The organism is Geobacillus thermopakistaniensis, from assembly GCF_000498995.1.
GTDB classification, from domain to species: domain Bacteria; phylum Bacillota; class Bacilli; order Bacillales; family Anoxybacillaceae; genus Geobacillus; species Geobacillus thermoleovorans.
Window position 1 is genome coordinate 104,717 of sequence record NZ_AYSF01000111.1, and the last position, 16,830, is coordinate 121,546.

General features: G+C 53.1%; 18 protein-coding genes and 3 pseudogenes. 15 read left to right on the forward strand and 6 right to left on the reverse strand.

Annotated features, from left to right (window positions below):
• Position 1 precedes the first annotated feature (1 nt).
• Positions 2-925 carry a phosphate ABC transporter permease PstA gene (gene pstA, locus T260_RS121790; protein WP_011231941.1) on the forward strand — a complete coding sequence of 308 codons (924 nt, stop codon included), beginning with the start codon at positions 2-4 and terminating at the stop codon, positions 923-925.
• A 38-nt stretch (positions 926-963) separates the two neighbouring features.
• Here pstA and T260_RS121785 read toward each other — a convergent pair whose 3' ends face one another.
• The 3 genes from T260_RS121785 to T260_RS1000000140430 form a co-directional block, all read right to left on the reverse strand.
• A complete protein-coding gene (locus T260_RS121785; RefSeq protein ID WP_011231940.1) occupies positions 964-1,737 on the reverse strand; it encodes a DUF1189 domain-containing protein in 774 nt (257 codons plus the stop codon).
• Between the two features lie 94 nt (positions 1,738-1,831).
• A complete protein-coding gene (locus tag T260_RS1000000140425) occupies positions 1,832-2,209 on the reverse strand; it encodes a methyl-accepting chemotaxis protein (RefSeq protein WP_023634662.1) in 378 nt (125 codons plus the stop codon).
• Positions 2,173-2,682, reverse strand: coding sequence for a hypothetical protein (locus T260_RS1000000140430; protein WP_023634663.1), 510 nt, complete (start codon positions 2,680-2,682; stop codon positions 2,173-2,175). Before T260_RS1000000140430 ends, T260_RS1000000140425 begins: the two co-directional genes overlap by 37 nt.
• A gap of 202 nt (positions 2,683-2,884) precedes the next feature.
• Here T260_RS1000000140430 and sodA point away from each other — a divergent pair, with 202 nt between their 5' ends.
• The 4 genes from sodA to pstB all read left to right on the forward strand — a co-directional run bounded on the left by sodA (position 2,885) and on the right by pstB (position 8,261).
• On the forward strand, positions 2,885-3,499 hold the full coding sequence (gene sodA, locus T260_RS121770; protein WP_011231937.1) for a superoxide dismutase SodA: 615 nt from the start codon (positions 2,885-2,887) through the stop codon (positions 3,497-3,499).
• Between the two features lie 142 nt (positions 3,500-3,641).
• Positions 3,642-4,934: an MFS transporter gene (locus tag T260_RS121765; RefSeq protein WP_023634664.1), complete on the forward strand. Its 1,293-nt coding sequence runs from the start codon at positions 3,642-3,644 to the stop codon at positions 4,932-4,934.
• A 72-nt stretch (positions 4,935-5,006) separates the two neighbouring features.
• Positions 5,007-7,121, forward strand: coding sequence for a peptidoglycan D,D-transpeptidase FtsI family protein (locus T260_RS121760; protein WP_023634665.1), 2,115 nt, complete (start codon positions 5,007-5,009; stop codon positions 7,119-7,121).
• A gap of 330 nt (positions 7,122-7,451) precedes the next feature.
• On the forward strand, positions 7,452-8,261 hold the full coding sequence (gene pstB / locus T260_RS121755; RefSeq protein ID WP_119878022.1) for a phosphate ABC transporter ATP-binding protein PstB: 810 nt from the start codon (positions 7,452-7,454) through the stop codon (positions 8,259-8,261).
• 145 nt (positions 8,262-8,406) lie between these two features.
• On the opposite strand, the gene T260_RS121750 is transcribed toward pstB, so the two are convergent.
• Complete coding sequence (locus T260_RS121750; protein WP_011231933.1) at positions 8,407-8,856, reverse strand: endolytic transglycosylase MltG; 450 nt, start codon at positions 8,854-8,856, stop codon at positions 8,407-8,409.
• Positions 8,853-9,203 carry a sigma factor-like helix-turn-helix DNA-binding protein gene (locus T260_RS121745; RefSeq protein WP_012820534.1) on the reverse strand — a complete coding sequence of 117 codons (351 nt, stop codon included), beginning with the start codon at positions 9,201-9,203 and terminating at the stop codon, positions 8,853-8,855. The genes T260_RS121750 and T260_RS121745 overlap by 4 nt, the downstream gene beginning before the upstream one ends.
• Before the next feature lie 159 nt (positions 9,204-9,362).
• On the opposite strand from T260_RS121745, the gene rpmG reads away from it, so the two are divergent.
• From rpmG to T260_RS121720, 7 genes and pseudogenes are all read left to right on the forward strand, one after another.
• Complete coding sequence (rpmG, locus tag T260_RS121740) at positions 9,363-9,512, forward strand: 50S ribosomal protein L33 (RefSeq protein WP_011231931.1); 150 nt, start codon at positions 9,363-9,365, stop codon at positions 9,510-9,512.
• Between the two features lie 53 nt (positions 9,513-9,565).
• Complete coding sequence (locus T260_RS121735; protein ID WP_050582952.1) at positions 9,566-10,144, forward strand: 5-formyltetrahydrofolate cyclo-ligase; 579 nt, start codon at positions 9,566-9,568, stop codon at positions 10,142-10,144.
• 59 nt (positions 10,145-10,203) lie between these two features.
• Positions 10,204-10,365: pseudogene (locus T260_RS121730) on the forward strand (5-formyltetrahydrofolate cyclo-ligase); the annotation flags it as partial.
• Positions 10,355-10,891, forward strand: a pseudogene (locus T260_RS0121290) (DUF92 domain-containing protein); the annotation flags it as partial. The pseudogenes T260_RS121730 and T260_RS0121290, both read left to right, overlap by 11 nt.
• A 35-nt stretch (positions 10,892-10,926) precedes the next feature.
• Positions 10,927-11,427, forward strand: a pseudogene (locus T260_RS0121295) (DUF92 domain-containing protein); the annotation flags it as partial.
• 77 nt (positions 11,428-11,504) lie between these two features.
• On the forward strand, positions 11,505-11,684 hold the full coding sequence (gene yqgO / locus T260_RS121725) for a protein YqgO (protein ID WP_011231928.1): 180 nt from the start codon (positions 11,505-11,507) through the stop codon (positions 11,682-11,684).
• Positions 11,685-11,849: 165 nt separating this feature from the next.
• Positions 11,850-13,019, forward strand: a complete 1,170-nt coding sequence (locus tag T260_RS121720; RefSeq protein ID WP_014196348.1) for a rhomboid family intramembrane serine protease — start codon at positions 11,850-11,852, stop codon at positions 13,017-13,019.
• Between the two features lie 50 nt (positions 13,020-13,069).
• On the opposite strand, the gene T260_RS121715 is transcribed toward T260_RS121720, so the two are convergent.
• The gene (locus T260_RS121715; RefSeq protein ID WP_011231926.1) at positions 13,070-13,933 is read right to left on the reverse strand and encodes a hypothetical protein; all 864 of its coding nucleotides are present in this window, start codon (positions 13,931-13,933) and stop codon (positions 13,070-13,072) included.
• Between the two features lie 125 nt (positions 13,934-14,058).
• On the opposite strand from T260_RS121715, the gene T260_RS121710 reads away from it, so the two are divergent.
• From T260_RS121710 to T260_RS121700, 3 genes are all read left to right on the forward strand, one after another.
• Positions 14,059-15,522 carry a spore germination protein gene (locus tag T260_RS121710; RefSeq protein ID WP_021322345.1) on the forward strand — a complete coding sequence of 488 codons (1,464 nt, stop codon included), beginning with the start codon at positions 14,059-14,061 and terminating at the stop codon, positions 15,520-15,522.
• A 95-nt stretch (positions 15,523-15,617) separates the two neighbouring features.
• On the forward strand, positions 15,618-15,830 hold the full coding sequence (locus T260_RS121705) for a YqgQ family protein (protein WP_011231924.1): 213 nt from the start codon (positions 15,618-15,620) through the stop codon (positions 15,828-15,830).
• A gap of 7 nt (positions 15,831-15,837) precedes the next feature.
• Positions 15,838-16,791 carry an ROK family glucokinase gene (locus T260_RS121700; RefSeq protein ID WP_011231923.1) on the forward strand — a complete coding sequence of 318 codons (954 nt, stop codon included), beginning with the start codon at positions 15,838-15,840 and terminating at the stop codon, positions 16,789-16,791.
• The last annotated feature ends 39 nt before the right edge of the window (positions 16,792-16,830 follow it).

The window sequence follows — 16,830 nt, forward strand, 5'->3', positions numbered from 1 at the left end:
GATGACAGCGCGAATGATCGATAAAGTTTGGACAGGCATTTTCTATGCGGTGGCTGCTGCAGTCATCGGGTTGCTCATGTTCTTTTTTGCCGTTGTGTTGTCGAAAGGAGCGGGGTTTTGGCAACCTGAGTTTCTGTTCGGACGGCCGAGCAATACGCAAGCGGGCGGCGGCATTGGTCCGCAGCTCATCAATTCATTTTATATGTTGGTTGTGACATTGCTTTTGTCGGTTCCGCTTTCGTTGGGAGCTGGAATTTATTTGGCCGAATACGCCAAACAAGGGCGGATCGTCGGGTTCATTCGCCTTTGCTTGGAAACGATGGCATCATTGCCGTCGATTGTCGTCGGGTTGTTTGGATTGTTGGCGTTTGTCACCTTGACGGGTTGGGGCTATACGCTGCTCGGCGGAGCGTTAGCCGTCACGATCATCAATTTGCCTGGATTGACGCGCATTTGCGAAACGGCGATTTTGGATGTTCCAGCCAACATTAAAGAGGGGAGTCTTGCCCTTGGAGCGACGCGCTGGCAGACGTTGGTCAAAGCGGTGCTTCCGGCCGCCATCCCGCAAATTGTCACCGGCGTCATTTTATCGGCTGGGCGCATTTTCGGCGAAGCGGCTGTTTTCATTTATACCGCTGGGCTGACGACTCCGATGCTTCGTTGGGATGCGGATTGGGGCAGCCAGGCCAACCCGCTGAACGTGTTCCGGCCGGCCGAAACGCTGACGGTGCATATTTGGAAATTGAATTCGGAAGGCATTGTCCCAGACGCGAAGCTGATCGCGGCCAAATCGGCGGCTGTGTTGATGGTGGCCGTTCTTTTATTCAATTTGGCTGCACGGCTCGCTTCTTCCTTGCTTGCGCGGCATTTCTCCGGGGGGCGGCGCGCGCGTCGAGGACGAGGAGAAAGAAGCAAAGCAGCGTAAGCACAAAAAAAGCTGTCCTGCATCGACAGGCAGCTTTTTTATATTTCCCGTTTGGCTGATGGCACTTCCTTGACTGCCAAAAAGAGAACGACAAGCGAAACGAACCAATGGATCAACGCGCCGTAGGGCACGACCGCTTGCACCGTTTCCATCACGGTGAAAAAGACGGTCGACAGCGTAATGGCGTAAGCCGACATCACCCATGTATGGCGGTAGCGCAGCGTTTTGTCGAGCACGCCGGCAAGAATCAGGCCGAAAAAGGCAAAGATGCACACGCTGATGAATTTCCCGGCGCAGGCGAGCACGTATAAAACGAGCCCAAAAAGCGGGATGAGGACAGGGAGAAGCGACTGAAGACCGGCGATGAACGCGCGAACGTCTTCGTTGGTAATGGTCACATCCGGAAACGTGGCATAGCTGTAATGCTGCGCCTGATGGCCGGCGACGAGCACGGCTTCATGCTTCAAGAGCGCGATGGCGTTCGGAAACTGCTCGACGTTCTCACTCGTCACTTTGCCGGTGCTGTCAAAAATGATCGTAAATCCGCCTTGATCAATATGAATCGGCGTGGCCGCCTCCGAGTGAAGTTCGCCGTTTTCAATCGAAAACGGCGGCAACTCGTTATTCAATAAGGCGCTCGTTGTGCGGATGCCTTCAGTGAGCGACGAGGAGACATAGTAAAACGTCGGAAGAATGGACAGCAAAGTCAGCAAAAACAAATAACCGATCGTTTTCCCAATTCCCTGAAATCGAAAGCGGGCGATGTCTTTCGGAGAATATAAGCTTTTCCACAGCTGGACGAATACGTTCATCGCAGACACACCTTTCTTTGTCTCCTTTTCCATTGTAGCCGGGAAAGAGGAAGAATTCAACTTGAGACAAAGAAAAAGCGGGCATCTTCCCGCTTTAGTCAGAAGGCAAATGAAAGGTTTCAAGCAAGGCGCGCCATTGCAACACCCGTTCATTTAGTGCATCGGCTTCGGAACGAATGGCAGCCATGGCATTGTGCTGGTCGTCGGTAAAACTCGAAATTTGCTCCATCGACGAAGCAATCTGTTGGGCGACGGTGGCAATCTCTGCGATATGTTCACGCATTTCGCTGATTTGCCGCTCGATGGCGGCGAATTGTTCTGAAATTTGCAGCGTATGTGCGGATGAATGCGACACCATTGTGGTGATTTCTTCAAAGGCTTGTTGGCTTTCCGTGAACGTTTTTTTCGTTTCATCGAGTTGTTTTGCGCTTTCTTTCATCGATTGAACCGCGGCCTCGATTTGGCTTTGCACATCTTGGCTCCTTGCAAATCACTTGAACTAGAAAATGCAGCCAGCCATTGGTCTGTATGCAAAACACCTTGCTTCTTTTTCAATATATCGCGCACGACCTGTTCGGGCAGCGTTTGATTGGGCGAGGATGGCCGTTTTGCCACCGCCTTTCCCGTTTTCGTTACAATCAATTGCACCGGATGAAGGTGTAAGGCGTGGAATTTCCGTTCATTTAGCGTCAATGAATAATTCAGTTTTTGAGAAAATGCTTCATTGGTCGTTGTCGCTTTTAAAATAGAAATTTTTTCAACCATCGTTTCGCTTGATAGCTGCAACTGTTGTTGGATCGACTGAATCGCTGAATGGCGCCCTTGAATATAGCTGATTGAGGTGATGACAAGGGCCGACAACGTCGTTGTGAGCACCATGGCCATCATGACAATTGTCTCAAGTCGAAAGGCGTTCCATAAAGAACGTGATCGCTTTGTTTCCATTTTCGCTGAGTTCCCCCTTAACTGGAAGCTACCTTATACTATAGCTTGTCATTATGAAGAAACGGTCAACGGTGTGTTGAAAATATGTAAACAAAAAGCGAGGACAAGCAAATCGATTGAAACATTGTGCCAACTTTGGTAAGCTAATCTCAAGCGAACGCTTTGGCGTTCGTGTACATAAACCAAAAAGGAGGAGATCGGTATGCCATTTGAATTGCCAGCATTGCCGTATCCGTATGATGCGCTTGAGCCGCACATCGACAAAGAAACGATGAACATTCACCACACGAAGCACCATAACACATACGTTACAAATTTGAATGCGGCGCTTGAAGGGCATCCGGATTTGCAAAACAAATCGCTCGAAGAATTGCTCAGCAATTTGGAAGCCCTTCCGGAAAGCATTCGCACGGCGGTGCGCAACAACGGCGGCGGTCATGCAAACCACTCGCTTTTCTGGACGATTTTGTCGCCAAATGGCGGCGGTGAGCCGACGGGTGAGCTGGCTGAGGCGATCAACAAAAAATTCGGCAGCTTCACCGCGTTTAAAGACGAGTTTTCGAAAGCAGCGGCCGGCCGTTTCGGTTCTGGCTGGGCATGGCTTGTCGTGAACAACGGCGAGCTGGAAATTACGAGCACGCCGAACCAAGACTCGCCGATTATGGAAGGCAAAACGCCGATTCTCGGCTTGGACGTTTGGGAGCATGCGTACTACTTGAAATACCAAAACCGCCGTCCGGAATACATTGCCGCATTCTGGAACATTGTCAACTGGGACGAAGTGGCGAAACGGTACAGCGAAGCGAAAGCGAAGTAATCAACAAAGCGGGGCGAAACAAAGCGCCCCGCTTTTTTTAGCGACGGAGGGTGTAGGCAAAAGAAGCGGTTTTCTTCGCGCCGGGTGCATAGAGGCTGCGGAAACGGCCACACTACCGGATAGATGAAAAGGGGAGTTTGCAATGGCATTTTTCCAAAAACTAACCGGCCAAGAACAAGTGAACCGCGACCTGTTGCTTTTGCTTTGCATCGGCGGGTTTTACACGCTCGGTGTTTCCCTCTCAAACACGTTTGTCAACATTTATTTATGGAAACAGACCGGCGATTTCCGCGACTTGGCGCTATACAATTTGGCGGTCGTCACGATGCAGCCGCTGACGTTTATTTTCGCCGGACGGCTGGCGAAACAAATTGACCGCATCCTCGTTTTGCGGCTTGGCGTGTCGTGTTTAGCCGTTTTTTTTGTCACCGTTTTATTGGTCGGCTCTCGCGCTCATCAATATTTGCTTTTTCTCGGCGCGCTGCTCGGCGTCGGCTATGGTTTTTATTGGTTGGCGTTTAACGTGTTGACATTTGAAATTACCGAACCGGAGACGCGCGACTTTTTTAACGGTTTTTTCGGGGTGTTGACCTCATCAGCCGGCATGATCGGGCCGATTGCCGCCGGTTATATCATCTCATCGCTTCATGGAGCGAAAGGGTATACGTTCGTTTTCTCGCTGTCGCTCGGCTTGTTTCTTGTCGCTGTGCTGCTCAGCTTTTTCTTGAAGCGCCGCGCGGCCGCGGGGAAATATTTGTTCGTCCGCATTTTAAAGGAGCGGAATGAAAACCGGAACTGGCGGCTCATTACGAATGCCCACTTTTTTCAAGGATTGCGCGAAGGCACGTTTGTGTTTATCATTTCCGTGCTTGTGTATGTCACTTCTGGAAGTGAATGGGCGCTCGGCAAATTCGGGCTTGTCAACTCGTTTACATCGTTTGTCGCCTATTATGCTGTCTCCCGGCTGATCAAGCGTGAATATCGGATGAAAGCGATTTTGCTGGGAGGAGCGTTGCTATACGGAGCGATTTTTTTGATCGTCTTCCATCCAACCTATCCGCGCCTCATTCTTTATGCCATCACGATCGCCATTGCGTATCCATTGCTGCTTGTTCCGTATTCCTCCTTGACGTTTGACGTCATCGGAAAGAGCTGGAAATCGGCCGAGGCGCGCGTCGAATACATTGTTGTCCGGGAATTGTTTTTAAACGCCGGACGGGTGGCATCGATTTTAGCCTTTTTGACGGCTATGGCGCTCTTTGGTGAAGAGGCTGGCATTCGGGTGCTTATGTTTGTGTGCGGGGCCGGGCATTTGGTGATTTATTGGTTTGTCCGCCGCATTCGCTTCACCGATGGCCGTCCGGAGCGCGATCAGCGCGAGAGGCTTTTGCTTCGGCCGAAGCTGGCCGGCGAACGAGGCCGTTCGCCGGTGTGAGGGGCCAAGTTTTTCCCTAGCCATGACCGACTTTTTCTTTTACAATAGGGGGAGGAGAAGGAGGACCGGGGGATGAAACGGAAAAAGCGAGCACAAGTGCCGATTCGGTTAAACATTTTGTTTTTCTTTGTTTTTTTGTTGTTTTCAGCACTGATTTTACGCCTTGGCGTCGTACAAATCGTCTACGGTGAAGATTATCGGCGCGAAGTGGAGCGAACGCAGGATGAAATCGTCAGCACGCCGGTGCCGCGCGGCAAAATTTACGATCGATTCGGCCGCGTGATCGTCGACAACACACCGCAAAAGGCGATTACGTACACGCGCTCCAAAACGACACAGCCGGAAGAAATATTGGACATAGCAAGGAAACTTGCCCAATACATCGACATTCCCGATGCTGAGAAAAAAGTAACTGAGCGCGATATGAAAGATTATTGGATTTTAACGCATCCGAAAGAAGCGAAACGGAAGGTGAGCGAACAAGAACGGAAAAAGCTCGCTGATCAAGGATTGACGCAAAAAGAGATCGACAAAAAAGTGTACGAGTGGACGCTCGATCGCATCACCAAGCAAGATTTGGCGCAAATTTCGAAAGCAGAGCTTGAAGTGATCGCCATTAAACATGAGATGGAGAGCGGCTACGCCTTGACGCCACAGACGGTCAAAAGCAAAGGAGTGACCGACCGCGAATATGCGGTCGTCAGCGAGCATTTGAGCGAGCTGCCCGGCGTCAATACGACGGTGGATTGGGACCGGAAATACGTCTATGACAACACATTCCGCTCTGTGCTCGGCAGTGTGACTGAAGAAGACGAAGGCGTCCCGCGCGAACGGCTCGATTACTTTTTAGCCCGCGACTACAGCCGCAATGACCGCGTCGGCAAAAGCTATTTGGAGATGCAGTATGAAGAAGTGCTGCACGGCAAAAAGGCAAAAGTGAAAAACGTTGTTGACAAATCGGGCAATGTCATCTCGGTTGAGCAAGTGTATCCAGGCGAGCGCGGCAAAGACCTCGTGTTAACCATTGATGCCGAGCTCCAGCAAAAGGTTGAGCAAATCATTCAACAAGAGATTCTGGCGACGAAGCGCAAAGGCCGATCGCCGCTCTTGGACCGGGCGTTTGTCGTCATGATGAACCCGAAGACGGGCGAAGTGTTGGCGATGGCCGGCAAGCTTCTTCAAGACGGCAAATTTGTCGACTTTGCCATCGGCAACATCACGTCCGCCTATGCGATGGGATCGGCGGTGAAAGGGGCGACCGTTCTCACCGGCTTTCAAACCGGGGTGCTTCATCCGAATACGTATATAAAGGACGAGCCGCTGTATATTAAAGGAACCCCGGTGAAAAAATCATGGAAGACGATGGGGACGATCAACGAACTGACAGCGCTCAAGCAGTCGTCGAACGTCTATATGTTCAAAACAGCGATCGCCATCGGGGGCGGTGTGTACCGTCCGCATGCGCCGCTTCGCATCAATCCAGAGGCATTTGCGACGATTCGCCACTATTTCAGCCAATTTGGCCTTGGCGTGAAAACGGGCATCGATTTGCCGAACGAACTTAGCGGCTTCCAAGGACAAAGCACGCGCGGCGGATTTTTGCTCGACTTAGCCATCGGCCAGTACGATATGTATACGCCGATGCAGCTGGCGCAATACGTCTCGACGATCGCCAACGGCGGCTATCGGATGAAGCCGCAGCTTGTCAAAGAAATTCGTGAGCCGTCGGCTGACGGAAAAAAACTTGGCCGGATCATGAAACGGTTCGAACCGGTTGTGCTAAACCGGATTGATATGAAGACGGAATACATCAAGCGGGTGCAAGAAGGATTCCGCCGTGTGATGCAAGAGCCGGGCGGAACGGCGTATTCGTACTTTGCGAGTGCTTCGTACAAGCCGGCCGGCAAAACGGGGACGGCAGAGGCGTTTTACGATGGACCGATCCAAAGCCGACGGAATGATCCAACGTACAACTTGACGCTTGTTGGCTATGCGCCGTACAACGATCCAGAAGTGTCGTTCGCCGTTGTCGTCCCGTGGGCGACGCAAGGGGAGAGCGACGGGATTAATGACCGGATCGGCCGCCGCATTTTGGACGCCTATTTTGAATTGAAAGCGAAGCGGGCGGCCGGAGACGGGAGCAGCTTCGATGCGCAAGGCGGTGCGGAGGCCGCCGATGCGCGCTGACATGAAAGGCGCCTAGCCAGGCGCCTCTTTTTTTGCGCTTGTAAAAAAATGGCTCTTCACTAAAAGTTGTACTTGATTTTTTCTGAACATACCCTATTTACGCTTGTGAGGGAAAATCAGCACTTTTTGCATATCTTTGTGCAGGAAACCGTATTGCTTGTCAAGTACATGTTGTGGTGAAGAGCCAAAAAATGATGTTCGTTTACAAAAACTTTACATACCGTCCACACAGCGTTAACGATCGTTTTGTATGCTTATGATAGGAAAAACTCGATCTTCCGCTGCCAGTGAGGGCGGAAGGAAATGAAAGGAGTCACGCCGATGAGTACGATGGCGGTGGTGGAGCGCCGAAAAGAGGACATTCCTTCGGCCCAGTTGGTGAAAAAAGAGGTTGTTTACGAAACGAATGGACTGAACGTATGGTATGGCGAGCATCATGCGTTAAAACATATTCACCTGTCTTTTTATGAACGCGAGATTACAGCGATTATCGGCCCGTCAGGATGCGGCAAGTCAACCTATATCAAAACGCTCAATCGAATGATCGAGCTCATTCCAAACGTCCGGCTCGAAGGGGAGATTTTGTATCGCGGCCGCCGCATTTTTGACACGTCATACCCTGTTGAACAGCTGCGGACGCAAGTGGGCATGGTGTTTCAAAAGCCCAACCCGTTTCCAAAGTCGATTTATGACAACGTCGCCTATGGGCCGCGCATTCATGGGATCCGCGACCGGCGGCGGCTCGATGAGATCGTCGAAAAAAGCTTGCGCCAAGCGGCGCTCTGGGAGGAAGTCAAAGATCGGCTTCATGAAAATGCCCTCGGTTTATCGGGCGGCCAACAGCAGCGGCTGTGCATCGCCCGCTGTTTGGCCGTCGAGCCGGATGTCATTTTAATGGATGAACCGACATCAGCGCTCGATCCCATTTCGACAGCGAAGGTCGAGGAGTTGATGGGCGAGCTGAAAACAAAATACAGCATCATCATTGTCACGCATAATATGCAGCAGGCGGCTCGCATTTCCGATCGGACAGCGTTTTTCTTAAACGGAGAAGTGATTGAGTACGGAGAGACAAAAACGTTGTTTTCTCGTCCAGCTGATCAGCGGACGGCGGATTATATCGCCGGGCGGTTCGGATGATAAAAGCGGCCGGGCTGCGTCGGCCATGACGGACAAAAAGTTCGTTTCAAAAAAGATGTGTTTCTTTCAAAAAAACGCTGTTTGATGCGCAGACACAGCCTTAAGAAAAGGTGTCCCGGTCCTTTGGGAGGGACACCTTCTTTCGTTATGGTTCGGCAATCAAACGGCCGATCGCTGCGTAGTCCATATCGCTCCGCACGTTGTAGACGCCGGGGCGGATGGAGCGCGTCAGCCCATGTTGTTCCAAGTAGTCGTTGAAGGCGCGGGCGCTTTGAATGATGCCAGCCTCTTCAAGTTCGCGGGCAAAGGTCTCTGGCGTATCTCCTTTTTGAATAACGAGTCGATAGACGTAAACGGTTTGCCCTGATGGTTCGGACATCTGCTTGGACGCCGCTTTCGGAGCGGCGTTCGGCTGAGCGCTGCGGAGCCTGTCGTATTCCTCTTTCGCCACGGCGACAAGCCCATGCTGTTTGAGGAACGTCTTGATTTCCGCTTCCGTCGGTGCAGCCGGGGGTGAAGCGTAATACGAGGCGCCGATCAGTGCTGTCGATACAAGCAACCCGAGGGAAAACGAACGCATGGATCGCTTGTTCATCGGCGCAACCTCCTTACCGCCCGCTCGACTTCCGCAACGGTCAGCCCCGTCTCACGGGCGATGTCTTCGAGCGGGAATCCTTGTTTATGCAAAAACAAGATGCGCCGATCGGCCGGCGACAATGATCCGCCAAGCCGCGGCGAAGCGGACCGTTGCCGCTCCGGAATGAGGAGCTCCTCCTCGATGACTTGCAGCCGCTTTTTGATCTGGTACGTTTCTTGCGCCAGGGAAACGGTCAAATGATCGATTTGTTCTTCGAGCGGTTTCAGTTCATCTTTCGCAAAAAAGGAAAGAACAAGGAGAATAATGGCTAGAGCTGCCAAAGCGATGATTGCGTATTCCACCACATGCATCCCTCCCCTTTTCACTATACCATACCATTCTCTGCTTGTGGCGCTCTTATTGAACAAAGATGAAATTTAGAGGTGGAAATCGCCGAAGAAAAATGGTATCATAGAAAGGTCTGATTATATATAAAGTATAAAGCTCGTTTGGAGGGAAAAAAGATGCGCGTGAACATTACATTGGCATGCACAGAATGCGGCGAACGCAACTATATTACATCGAAAAATAAACGCAACAACCCAGAGCGTTTGGAATTGAAAAAATATTGCCCGCGCGATCGCAAAGTCACGTTGCACCGCGAAACGAAGTAAGCAGTGGGAAGATGATTCCTGCTGCTTTTTATCTTTATGGGAGGAAGGGGAAGATGATGGACGGCAAACAGGAATGGCGCCAGCGCATGTTGAATCAGCTTCGGCAGCTTAAAGCGGCAGAAAAAGAGATGTACGATCGGCAAATCGCCGCTCATTTATATCGGTGGCCATTATGGCAAACGGCGCGGACGATCGCCATGACGGTGTCGAGAGAGACGGAAGTCAACACCTTGCCGATCATGGAACAGGCGTGGCGGGAAGGAAAAACGATCGGCGTCCCGAAATGCGATCCAAGGGCGAAAACGATGTCCTTTCGGCGGCTTGAGTCGTTTGCCCAGCTCGAAAAAGCGTACGCCGGATTGTTTGAGCCGATTGAAAAACAAACAACGCCGATCGACCGCGATGAGTTTGATCTCATCATTGTCCCGGGGGTCTGTTTTGCCAAAACCGGCTACCGGATCGGCTATGGCGGCGGGTATTACGACCGATATTTGCCGGGAGCTTCGGCGGTGACGGCAGCGCTGGCTTACTCCTTTCAAGTGATGGACGACATTCCGGCCGAGGAGCATGATGTGCCGGTGAAATTCATTATTTTCGGCCACTTTTTTATCAATTTTTCTGTATTTTTATAATGAATTTTTTTGCAAACGGTTTCAAATTAGACGAATATTTATACAAAAAAAGCCAGNGCTATGGCGGCGGGTATTACGACCGATATTTGCCGGGAGCTTCGGCGGTGACGGCAGCGCTGGCTTACTCCTTTCAAGTGATGGACGACATTCCGGCCGAGGAGCATGATGTGCCGGTGAAATTCATTATTACTGATCAAGGAGTTCTTCACTGTGAGCGATGAATGGTGGTATATCGCGGTCTCTGCCCTCGCCGCCGGCGGCGGGTGGTTGTTGCGCTTGTTGTCCATATCAGGAGCGGCGGCAACCGTTGTCATCGGCGCAGCGGTTGGATGCGGCTTTTCATGGGGCGGAATATGGGTGTTAGGCTGCTTTTTTGTCAGCTCCAGCTTCTTTAGCCACATCGGAAGGCAACGCAAGGCAAAACTGTCTGAAAAATTGGCGAAAGGCGGGCGGCGCGATGCCATCCAAGTGCTGGCCAATGGCGGGGTGCCGGCCGTGTTGGCGCTATTGGCCGCTGTCCGTCCCGACCCGATTTGGGATGATCTGTTTGTTGTCGCCGTCGCTGCAGCGAACGCTGATACGTGGGCATCTGAAATCGGTTCTTTAAGCCCGTGGCCGCCTCGGGTTTGGCCGAGCTTTCGGCCGGTGGAAGCCGGCACCTCAGGGGCTGTGACGCTCCTTGGCACGGCTGCTTCGTTTGCCGGCGCACTGTTTATTGCGGCTGTTGGCGTGTTTTTTCTCGAACTTTACAGACCATGGGGGCTTGTTTCCAAATGGGTTTTGGGCGATCTTTNGTGTTGGCGCTATTGGCCGCTGTCCGTCCCGACCCGATTTGGGATGATCTGTTTGTTGTCGCCGTCGCTGCAGCGAACGCTGATACGTGGGCATCTGAAATCGGTTCTTTAAGCCCGTGGCCGCCTCGGGTTTGGCCGAGCTTTCGGCCGGTGGAAGCCGGCACCTCAGGGGCTGTGACGCTCCTTGGCACGGCTGCTTCGTTTGCCGGCGCACTGTTTATTGCGGCTGTTGGCGTGTTTTTTCTCGACGTCCGACCCGTTTTTACTCTTGCCTTTTTCGGTTGGCTCGGCAGCTGGTTCGATACGTGGCTTGGCGCGGCTTGGCAAGCGGCTTACCGCTGTCCGGCATGCGGGGCGACGACTGAGCGGAAATGGCATTGCGGGCAGGCGACCATTCATATGAAAGGCTGGCGGTGGCTTGACAATGATGCGGTGAACGTTCTTTCGGTCATCTTTGCGGTGCTGGCCGCCTTCGTGCTGGCGCGTTAGACGCGCCCCGCTTCATATTTGGAGAGAAAAAGGGAAAAAGAATAACGAGCATGTCATATGATGAAGGAGGAACAACGATGAATAAATGGTCGTACCCGCTGCTTGTCGTTGCCGCTGGATGTCTTGCTTACCGCTATCGCTACCGAATGGCCGCCTTCGCATTGCGCGTTCCGTCGTTGCGAAAGCAACTTGTCCGATTTGCGCTCCACATTCCTCCTGTGCGCAACGCTCTTGTTTCGCAAATGTTGCGTCCATGATGCAATAGCGGTGAATCATTTTTGAAGAAGTCGGTTATGAAAAAACCGGCCGCCGCGGCCGGCGCCCGCCGGCCCATTCGCTCCGGTTTGCCGGACGGTCGATGAGTTGGCTTTGTTGCTGTTTGTCGGACTTGGCCTCGCCAGGGAAAGGGAGAGGAGAACGTGATGGGAACGATGGATGTACTGTTTTGGCAGCTTGTTCAGCGTTTGTCTCGCGGCGGCTACCGCATCGTACGGATGTCTGAGCAGGCCGATGAAGTATGGCTGGAATCAAACCATTGGCGTCGCCCAACACTCATCCGCCTCGTGCGCGCTGATTTTGATTGGAGCCGATCGTTGCGCCTTGATATGGAATATACATGGCAATTCGTTCAGCAAATGAGGGGATGGAATTTCAGCAAAGCGGGCCGGGTCATCAATGTTTATGTGATGGTGTATCCGCCGGTTGACGATTGGGAATTTCTTGTCGCCGAGCCGTTGCCGCTCTCTGGAGTGTCCGATGGCGTGCTTCATACGCTCCTCCTTCACAGCGGCAATATGGGGGACGTGCTGCCGCGGCTTGCGGAGATGACGGGTGTTGCGCTCCGTTTTGAGCCGCCTGTGGAAACGTCCGATCCGTTTGCTGCCGCCGAGCGCTTAAAGCGCGAGGTGGTCCGCGAATGGCGGCGCCGCCGTGAGGAGGAACGGCGCATTTTTGAGTATGGCAAGCCGATGTTCACCCGGCTGTTCATCGTCGTGCAGGTTGCGATGTTTTTGGTTCTCGAATGGAGCGGCGGGAGCACGAATCCGGATGTGTTGATCCACTACGGCGCCAAATTCAATCCGCTCATTGAGGCGGGAGAATGGTGGCGGCTGTTGACGCCAATGTTTTTGCATATTGGTTTTTTGCATCTGCTGACCAACACGCTCGCCTTGTATTATTTAGGGATCACGGTTGAGCGGCTGTACGGCTCGCTTCGCTTTTTGTTCATTTACGTAACGGCTGGATTTTTCGGAGCGCTGGCGAGTTTTTTGTTTACACCGTCATTATCGGCCGGGGCGTCGGGAGCCATTTTCGGGCTGTTCGGGGCTCTTCTTTACTTCGGCACTGTCTACCGGCATTTATTTTTTCGAACGATGGGGATGAACGTCATCAGTTTAATCATCGTCAACCTGTTGTTTGGCCTGCTTGTTCCCGGCATCGACAACGCCGGCCATATCGGCGGACTGGTTGGCGGTTTTTTGGCGGCTGGCGTCGTTCATTTGCCAAAACACACCGCTTTAGGGCGGCAGGCGGGAGCGTTGGCGGTGGCGGCGTTGCTTGTCGCCGCTGGCTTATGGATCGGATTTCGGTAAACGCCCCCACTTCGCTTTGTTTGAAGTGGGAGGCCTCTTTTCGAAATGTGTTAAAGAAGTTGCACGAGCATCACTTTTTCCCCGGTTTTCGCTTCAATGAGAACGAAGAGCCTACTGTAATCTTTGCGAATGAGAATGAGCGGCATCGTGCTGCCGATTGGCGAGAGGATGGATCCATCCTCTTTTTTTATGCCAAGGATGTACGACTTGTACAATCCTTCCCAAAGACGGCCGATGACGGTTTGCGTTTTTGCCGTTGACAACCCCGGCAACGGTTGTTCCGTGTAGGCGACGAGCTCCGGCAAATAAAGGGCGTAATAATCTTTCTTTGACAAAGAAAAGTGGGTGAGCAGCTCGTCCGCTTTATGACGAAGAAATTCATTCGTGGCTTTGTTCAAGACGCGCTGCCATTCGCGCTCGTCATCTGTTCTTGGCCGCCGGAACGATGCGCGCGGATGGTACGGTGAGTCAATGACGTACAAATAGCTGCTTGACATCGTTTGGCTGCTTGTGATGTTCTCTCCTGTATGCAGCTCGCCGTGATGGAACGAGACGGCTTGAAAAAAGCGGCTGTCCCGCATCCGGACCTTCTTTTCCATGTCGATGGCATCCGTGTTCGTTTTCCATTTCGACAGCACATCGGCCAAGCGGCCATCGGCAAACAACAACGAGACGTCCTGACGCAAATAGGCGCGGCGGTTTAAAATGGAGGCGGCTGACCAGCGGAGCGCGTAGCGTCCGGGTTCATTGCCGCCCTCAAGCGCAAGCGATGTTTTCGCTTCGATGAACGCCGCTTCGCGATCAAGCGGGAAAAACTTGATCGTTTCAGCGGTCTGATCGTGCTCCCACAGCGAGGCGAGCGCGGCGGCAAGGAAAAAAGCAAGCGCCATGAAGGGGATCATCCATCGTTTCATGACATCCTCCCGGATTGGACAAGGTTTTCACCAATATATGCATTGCAAGGAACATTTATGTATGAATTTCCTCATGCTTGTCTATGATGGGGAGTATACAGTGCAAACGATGCAGGGGGATGACGATGGAGAAACAGATGCCCAAACGCCTGGCGTCCCGTCGCCTTCATGACAATGCATCCTATTTAGCCGAACGGCTTGGAGTCGGGAAGAGCTTCGATGTCATTCGCCTTGACGTCGAATATGGCGGCCGGGCGATGGCGTTGTTTATGATTGACGGATTTGTCAAAGACGATATTTTGCATTATTTGATGAGATATTTGTCCCGGCTTGAGGAACACGAACTGGACGTTCACCCGCTTGAGAAGCTCCTGAAAAAATATCTTCCGTACGTCGAGATCGGACAGACAGACGACTTGGAAGAAGCGGTCGCGATGGTGCTTGCTGGGCCGACGGCATTAGTCGTTGACGGCGTTGAGCGGATCATTTTGATTGACGCCCGCACGTATCCGGTGCGCGGGCCGCAAGAGCCGGATACGGAACGGGTCGTACGCGGGGCGCGCGACGGTTTTGTCGAGACGATCGTCTTTAACACCGCGCTCATCCGCCGCCGCGTCCGCGACCCTTCCTTGCGCATGGAGTACGTGCAGGTGGCGCGGCGCTCGAAGACCGATATTTGCATTTGCTATATCGAGGAAATAGCCGACCCAGAACTCGTTCGCCGCGTTCGGGAATCGATTACCGCCATTGACACAGACGGGCTGGTTATGGCTGAGAAAACGGTGGAAGAGTTTATTTCCGGACGGCATTGGAATCCGTACCCGGTTGTCCGCTATACGGAACGCCCTGATACGGCAGCGGCCCATTTGTATGAAGGCCATGTGCTTGTGATCGTCGATGGATCGCCAAGTGTCATTATTACCCCGGCAACGTTTTGGCATCATTTGCAGCACGCTGAAGAGTACCGGAATAAGCCGATCGTCGGGGCGTATTTGCGGCTCGTCCGCTTTCTGGCCGTTTGGGCGTCGGTGTTTTTGCTGCCGCTTTGGTATTTGCTCATGATCGAGCCGGAACTGCTGCCGGATCCACTCCAGTTTTTGGGAAAGGCCAAATTGGGAGACATTCCGCTGTTTGCACAAATTTTGATGATTGAAATCGGGATGGATATGCTGCGAATGGCCGCCATTCATACACCGTCTTCGCTGGCGACCGCGCTCGGCCTCGTCGCCGCGCTTATGATCGGCGGCATCGCGGTGGAAGTTGGACTCTTTTCCAATGAAGTGATTTTGTATTTTTCCGTTACGGCCATCGGTACGTTTGCGACGCCCAGCTATGAAATGAGTTTGGCGAACCGGCTCGTCCGCATTGCCTTGCTCATTTTGTCGGGCCTGTTCGGCCTGTACGGTTATGTCATCGGCATCACCGTTTGGATTCTTGCCTTGGCGCGGATGACGTCATTTGGCGTTCCGTACTTATGGCCGTTCATCCCGTTCTCCTACCGAGCGATGCGCGACGTGCTCATCCGGTCGCCGATGCCGCTCAAAAACCGGCGACCGGCGATTCTTCACCCGCGCGACCCTGACCGCTGACGCAGGTGCTGATTTTTAGCGCCTGCGTTTTTTGTCTTGACGGCCGCGGCCGTTTGCCGCTACATTAAAAGAGGAAAAAAGGAGCATGAATGATGATGAAGACGGTATACGATGTTCAGCAGCTGTTGAAACGGTTTGGCACGATCATTTACGTGGGCGACCGGCTCGCTGATCTGGAGCTGATGGAAGAGGAAGTGAAAGAGCTGTACCAGTCCCAGCTGATCGATGCGAAACAGCTGCAAGCCGCTTTGTTTATTTTGCGGCAGGAAGCGCAAATGGAGCGGGAAAAACGGATGAAAAAAGGATGAGGATGCAATGGAACCATGGTTGGTAGGCATTGACCTCGGGGGCACGACAATCAAAATGGCGTTTGTCACCACCGAGGGTGACATCGTGCACAAATGGGAAATTCCGACGAACACCGCCAATCGCGGTGAGCATATCGTCGCTGACATTGCCCGATCGCTTGAAAAGACGCTCGCCCAGCTCGGCGGAGCGAAAGAGAGGCTGCTTGCCGCCGGCATCGGCGCCCCCGGACCGGTCGAAGAGGAAACCGGCATGTTGTATGAGACGGTCAATATAGGGTGGACGAATTATCCATTGAAGCAACGGCTGGAAGAGGCGACGGGGCTGCCCGTTTCGGTCGATAATGACGCCAATCTCGCCGCGCTTGGCGAAATGTGGAAAGGAGCAGGGGGAGGAGCGCGCCATTTGTTGTTTGTGACGCTTGGCACCGGCGTTGGCGGCGGTGTGATTGCCAACGGAGCCATTGTGCGCGGCATAAACGGCGCCGGCGGAGAGATCGGACATATGACGATGATCCCTGATGGCGGCGCCCGTTGCAACTGCGGCAAAACCGGATGTTTGGAAACGATTGCGTCCGCCACCGGCATCGTGCGGATCGCCAAGGAGAAATTGACCGCAGATGAGCGTCCGAGTGAGCTTCGCAACGGGGATGTGACGGCCAAAGCGGTGTTTGACGCCGCCAAAGCGGGCGATGCGCTGGCATTGGAAGTGGTCGATGAAGCAACGTACTATCTTGGTTGGGCGTTGGCGAATGCCGCCAATGTGACGAACCCGGAGAAAATCGTGATCGGCGGCGGCGTGTCCAAGGCGGGTGACATGCTTGTCGAGCGCGTGGCCGCCCATTTCCGCCGCTTCGCGTTCCCGCGCGTCGCCGCTGGGGCGAAGCTTGTTTTAGCGACGCTTGGCAACGATGCCGGCGTCATCGGCGCCGCCTGGCTGGCGAAAGAGCTTGTCGGCGCGTAAACAACGGAAGGTGTCCCAAAAAGGTTGGGGCGCCTTTTC